Annotated in this window: 4 protein-coding genes; 1 reads left to right on the top strand and 3 read right to left on the bottom strand. The window is 47.5% G+C overall.

Features of this window, described 5'->3' with window-relative positions; genetic code table 11:
* The first annotated feature begins 458 nt into the window (after positions 1 to 458).
* On the top strand, positions 459 to 932 hold the full coding sequence (locus AC3WQT_RS07125) for a DUF6265 family protein (protein WP_492703097.1): 474 nt from the start codon (positions 459 to 461) through the stop codon (positions 930 to 932).
* A 99-nt stretch (positions 933 to 1,031) separates the two neighbouring features.
* Here AC3WQT_RS07125 and thrC read toward each other — a convergent pair whose 3' ends face one another.
* The 3 genes from thrC to AC3WQT_RS07110 all read right to left on the bottom strand — a co-directional run bounded on the left by thrC (position 1,032) and on the right by AC3WQT_RS07110 (position 6,047).
* Complete coding sequence (thrC, locus tag AC3WQT_RS07120) at positions 1,032 to 2,492, bottom strand: threonine synthase (RefSeq protein WP_492703096.1); 1,461 nt, start codon at positions 2,490 to 2,492, stop codon at positions 1,032 to 1,034.
* 121 nt (positions 2,493 to 2,613) lie between these two features.
* Positions 2,614 to 3,729, bottom strand: coding sequence for a formate dehydrogenase accessory sulfurtransferase FdhD (fdhD, locus tag AC3WQT_RS07115; RefSeq protein ID WP_492703094.1), 1,116 nt, complete (start codon positions 3,727 to 3,729; stop codon positions 2,614 to 2,616).
* Positions 3,730 to 3,740: 11 nt separating this feature from the next.
* Positions 3,741 to 6,047 carry an FdhF/YdeP family oxidoreductase gene (locus tag AC3WQT_RS07110; RefSeq protein ID WP_492703092.1) on the bottom strand — a complete coding sequence of 769 codons (2,307 nt, stop codon included), beginning with the start codon at positions 6,045 to 6,047 and terminating at the stop codon, positions 3,741 to 3,743.
* Positions 6,048 to 6,161 lie beyond the last annotated feature (114 nt).

The following is a 6,161-nucleotide window of genomic DNA, read 5'->3' as shown; positions in this document are numbered from 1 at the left end:
TCGGCAATTTGGTTCAGCGTGAAGCTTTGGGCCATCCAGTACGCCAGACCATTTGGGTCCGCTGGACGGTTGAAGTAGGCGATGTAAAGCTTTTGGATGTCTGCTGCTGTGTTGGCCATTGTGAAGTTTCCTGTTTATTAATTGTTGGTATGAAACATAAAAATTCTAAATTTCTTTAGAGCTGATTCTTTTTAGCGACCGCAGATTAGCATGTGAGATTGTTTTTCTATGTGACACAAATCACATTAACTGAAAATGTGAAAAATATTTACGAGACTTTTATATGGATTGTTTAAATTATTTCTTTTTCTACAATCACCTTATGACTTTTATACATTGCTTCAATGTGTTGCGCCAAGCATTGATCACGTATTAATCAACATAAAAAGTCTACCTTGCATCTATACTAGAACTCGAAAACCATGCCATGCAAAGCCAGGCTTATATTGGAGATCAGTATGCAATTAAAAATCGAATTAGCTATTAGTACCGCAATATTGCTTACCAATTGCAGTTGGGCTGCCAATAACATACAAGATATGCAATGGTTACAAGGTTGCTGGCAGGCAGCAGGTGCCGAGACGGGATCGGAAGAACATTGGCTGGTACCCGCAGGTGGTTCCATGCTGGGCATGGGCCGTACGGTGCGCAAATCCAAAACCGTCGCATGGGAATTCATGCGCATACAAGAAAATGGAGATAGCCTGGTTTTTACAGCCCTCCCCTCAGGTAAACAAGAGGCCAGTTTTCAATTACTGTCACTGGAAAAGCAAAGGGTGGTTTTTGAAAATCCCAGGCCTGAATTCCCTCAGCGTGTCATCTATCAATTGAATGCAGACGGCAGCTTGCTCGGGCGCATAGAAGGCAAGATGAAAGATCAGGAAAAGGGAATCGATTTCCCTATGCAGAAGATTAATTGCAATAAACAATAATGAATTGCTTTTCCAACACCCAATAAAAAAACCGCATCAAGCGGTTTTTTTATTGAATATCTATTAGGTATATTGGGTGTTACGATCAAAACACTTTCATTACAGACCGGTATTTTTTGCGATGTAAGCTTTCATTGCATCCACATCGGCAGCCATGACTTCAAATCGTTGCGGCAGTGCTTCTATATTTTCAAAGCCAGCCGGGCGCTCAGCATCACGACCCAATGCCTCCTTGATCGTTTCGTTGAATTTGGCTGGCAAGGCTGTTTCCAGCACTACCATGGGCACACCCTCTTGCAGATGCTCAAATGCGACTTTAATGCCATCCGCAGTATGCGTATCGATGGTGATGTTAAATTCTTTCTCTACCTGACGTATGGTTTGCAAGCGGTCTGCATGCACAGATTTACCTGATACAAAACCAAACCTGGCAATCTTGTTGAATTCATCGCCATCGCTGCCTGGCTTACCTGACAAATCAAAGCCACCTTCGGTTTCAACTTTCCTGAACAGGGCCGTAACGCGGGTAGCGTCCCTATCCAGTAAATCATAGATAAAACGTTCAAAATTCGACGCCTTGGAGATATCCATGGATGGGCTGGTCGTATGCCAGGTTTCTGCCGATTTGCGCACGCGATAAATGCCGGTGCGGAAAAATTCATCCAGCACATCGTTTTCATTGGTCGCCACAACCAACTTATCAATAGGCAAACCCATCATGCGGGCAATATGGCCAGCGCAGATATTACCGAAATTACCAGACGGCACAGTAAATGAAACTTTTTGCTCATTGCTGGTAGTCGCACTCAGGTAACCACGGAAGTAATACACTACCTGCGCTACCACACGTGCCCAGTTAATCGAATTGACTGTACCTATTTTTTGGCGGTTCTTGAATTCCAGATCATTTGACACTGCCTTGACCATATCCTGGCAATCATCAAACACGCCTTCAACGGCGATATTGAAAATATTCGGGTCTTGCAGACTGAACATCTGGGCAGTCTGGAAAGCACTCATTTTCTTGTGCGGAGACAACATGAAAACACGTATCCCCTTCTTGCCGCGCATCGCATATTCAGCAGCACTGCCAGTGTCACCAGAAGTGGCGCCAAAGATATTCAGCTCTGCGCCATTCTTTGCCAGTGTGTATTCAAACAAATTGCCCAGTAATTGCATAGCCATGTCTTTGAATGCCAGAGTTGGGCCATTCGACAATGCCTGCAATACCAGCTTGCGGCCATCCTTGTCTTGCAATACACGCAAGGGGGTAATTTGCGCCGCAGACTCATCATTACGTGCATTTTTGTAGATATCTGACGTATAAGTCTTGTCTGCCAGCATCCTTAAATCAGCTTCGGGAATATCTGTGGCAAATTTCTTCAAGACTTCAAATGCCAGCCCGGCATAAGACAGCTTGCGCCAGGCATCCAGCTCGACGTCAGTTACCTGAGGGTAAGTTGTTGGCAGATAAAGGCCACCATCGGGAGCCAAACCACCTAAGAGTATTTCCGAGAAATTTTGTGCTGCGGTATGCCCGCGTGTTGAAGCGTATTGCATAAGTCGACAGGATGAATTGGAAAATTGATTGGAAGGATAGAACGAATATTCTTTCTATTATAACTTTCTTGCAGGCTTAAAACCTCTGTAAATTTGGCGAAAATCCAATTTCATCCCTGCTTCATTCGGCCAGCAGCCTTTCGGGATGCGAGTAAACCACATAACCATGCTGTCTCACAAAGCCTATCAGGCAAATGCCCGCCTGCTCTGCAAGATCAATCGCAAGCGCAGTTGGCGCAGATAATGCGGCTAATATGGCAATATTGGCACGTGCTGCTTTTTGTACCAACTCATAACTAAGCCGGCTACTCATCAGGACAAAACCTTCAACTTGCAACTTGGTTTTTACTTTTGCAATTGCCAAAGCACCCAGTAATTTATCCAGGGCATTATGTCGGCCGACATCTTCACGCAATACCAGAATTTCACCCTGCATATTGACCCAGGCAGCAGCATGCACAGCACCCGTTTGTAAATTAATAGACTGCAAAGAACTCAAGCCCTCCAGTGCTTTTAGCAAACTGGCTCGCGACAATTGCTGAGGAGACTCAATCTTGATCATTGTCAGATCCATTTGCAAAGCCTGCAAACTATCTTTGCCACACAAGCCACAACCAGTATTGCCTGCAAGATGGCGACGACGCTCTTTTAACGCAGCAAACCTCGCTGCCGATATCTGCATTTGCACCTCTATGCCCGGCACTTCTGGATTTGACTGGCACTCCATGTCATAGATTTCACTAGCATCGTCGACTATGGTTTCAGACAAACTGAAACCAAGCGCAAAGTCTTCCAGATCCAAGGGGGTAGCCAGCATGACTGCATGAGAAATACCGTTATAGACCAGAGCAACCGGCACCTCCTGTGCAATTTGGTCCATCAAGTCCTCGGCGATATGGTTGGAGAATGCATGCCTTTGCACCTTGCGACTTACAACGCCCGCCAGCGTCGCAGGCTCACCATCAGACTGGCCCATCGCCGCTTCGCAAACCCTTCGTCCTTCTTTAGTCAGGCTGAGCAAGCTGCGTTCACCATCTTGCTGCAGATGGACCCATCCCGCCCCCGTGTGCTGGCCAATAGATTCTTCACCCAGATAGGCTATACAGCGCAGCAAAGTACTTTGTCGCACACCTAGCTTTTTGCACAGACGTGGCAATGACAAAGCTTCTGTATGCTGGGCCAGTTCTGCCATCAAGGCATGGCTAAGTTGATCCTGCGAATAATTTAGCGATTCCATTGAAACCCGCATTAAACCTGTACTTGATGCGCGCGGATGATCACGGGTATCGATTTGGATGTGGGCGTACGTGCATGATCAGCAAAACTTGATAAAGGTACCAGGCCATTCGTCTCTGGGAAGTAGGCAGCCAGGCACCCCCGGGGAATGTTGTAGGCCACCAGCATGAAACGCTTTGCCTGACGCCTTACACCGTCGTCACACAGACTTTCCATATCTACCCAGTCACCTGCCTGCATGCCCAAAACACTGATATCTTCCTGAGCTATGAACAGTACGCGACGCTCACCGAATACGCCACGGTAACGGTCATTCATGCCATAGATAGTCGTATTATATTGATCATGCGAACGCATGGTAGCCAGATTGAAAACGGGTGACTGCCTGCTCCTTCTAGCCTGATGTATCGGCAAGTCAACCGGAACAGCATGAGTATTGAAATTAGCTTTGCTGGTTGCTGTTAGCCATAGTCTTTCGGCCGCGGTATTACGCAAATGGAAGCCACCCGGCACTTTGACGCGTGCATTAAAGTCAGCAAAGTCATCAAATACAGCAGCGATCTTGTCACGTATGCGGCTATAGTCAGCCAGCAACCAGGCCCACGGTGTTTTGCTACGGTCTTTCAGGGTAGCTTGCGCCAGACGCGCAACAATGGCTACTTCAGACAGTAAATCTGTAGAGGCTGGTGGATTGATACCAGATGACAGATGTACCATACTCATGGAATCCTCCACTGTCACTGCCTGTGGTCCAGTTTCCTGAATATCTATTTCAGTACGTCCCAGGCAAGGCAAGATGATGGCTTCATGACCGCAAATCAAATGACTACGGTTGAGCTTGGTAGTCACATGCACGGTCAACGCGCAATTTTTCAGTGCTTTGTGAGTGACTTCTGTATCTGGCGTTGCCGTGGCAAAATTCCCGCCCATGCCAAAAAAAACTTTACCGCCTTCCTTCAGCATCGCCTCAATAGCGCCCACGGTATCATGACCATGTTTTTGCGGTGGCGTAAAATCAAATACCTGCCCCAGACGCTCAAGAAATGCCTGCTTCGGTTTTTCTATGATGCCCATGGTACGGTCACCCTGCACATTACTGTGCCCACGCACCGGACATGGGCCCGCACCAGGGCGGCCTATATTGCCGCGCAAGAGCAGTAAGTTAACAATCATCTGTATGGTTGCCACAGAATGTTTGTGCTGGGTGATGCCCATACCCCAGCAGGCAATGACTTTGCCAGCACCCATATAGGTATCGGCCGCACGTTGTATCTGCGCACGGTCCAGGCCAGATTCTCTGACAATAACATCCCAAGGTTCTGCCAATGCTTCAGCGGCAAATTGCTCAAAATTGGCGGTATGTTCAGAGATAAACTCTACATCGACAACTCTGTGTCGCCCTTCAGCTTGCGCCAGTTGATCTGCTTCCAGCACACATTTGATCATGCCCTTGACGGTTGCCAAATCCCCGCCAATTTTCAACTGGAAATAATCAGATGAAATGGTCGACGACTGATCTGTCAGCATATCCAGCGCATTTTGCGGGTTCTGAAATTTCTCCAGGCCGCGCTCACGCAAGGGATTGAAAGACACAATGGCAGCGCCACGCTTGGCCGCAGAACGCAACTCACCCAACATGCGTGGATGATTGGTGCCAGGGTTTTGACCAAAAATCAAAATCGCATCGGCAATCTGGAAGTCAGACAGCAATACTGTTCCCTTGCCTACACCTATAGCTTCACGCATGGCAAAGCCAGAAGGCTCATGACACATGTTTGAGCAATCAGGAAAATTATTGGTACCAAATTCACGTACAAATAACTGATACAGGAAAGCAGCCTCGTTACTGGTACGACCTGAGGTATAGAAAATCGCATCGTCAGGTGTTGGCAAGGCATTCAGACGAGCCGCAATCAACTCAAAAGCCTGATCCCAGCTAATGACTTTATATCTGTCACTGGCGCGGTCATATTGCATGGGCTGGGTCAAACGCCCCTGCGCTTCCAGCCAGTGATCAGACTTCTCTGCCAATTCACTCACTGTCAAACTGGCGATCAGTTCTGGGGTAGCGCGACGTGCAGTCGATTCAGCCGCCACTGCCTTGGCACCATTTTCACAAAATTCAAAGGTCGATGTGTGATCGGCATCTGGCCAGGCACAACCCGGGCAATCAAAGCCATCAGGCTGATTGGCGGACAACAGGGTCAACGCCCCTTTGCCAGGTATACCTTGTTCTATGATTTGCTGGGCAACACTTTTCAATGCGCCCCAGCCACCCGCTGGCCGATCATATACTTTAATTGTTTCGTTCTTACTCATGCTGCTTAATCTCCACACTACCAAGGCTTGATACGACCAACATTATTGCAGCCAGGTGGCAAAATATTATGTGGCGAACAAGTTTTCAATCCAAATGTTACCAGAATCCATGCT

This window comes from Undibacterium sp. FW305-107 (genome assembly GCF_058788535.1).
Note: the sequence above shows the minus strand (reverse complement) of the source record. Positions and strands in the feature narration are given on the sequence as shown.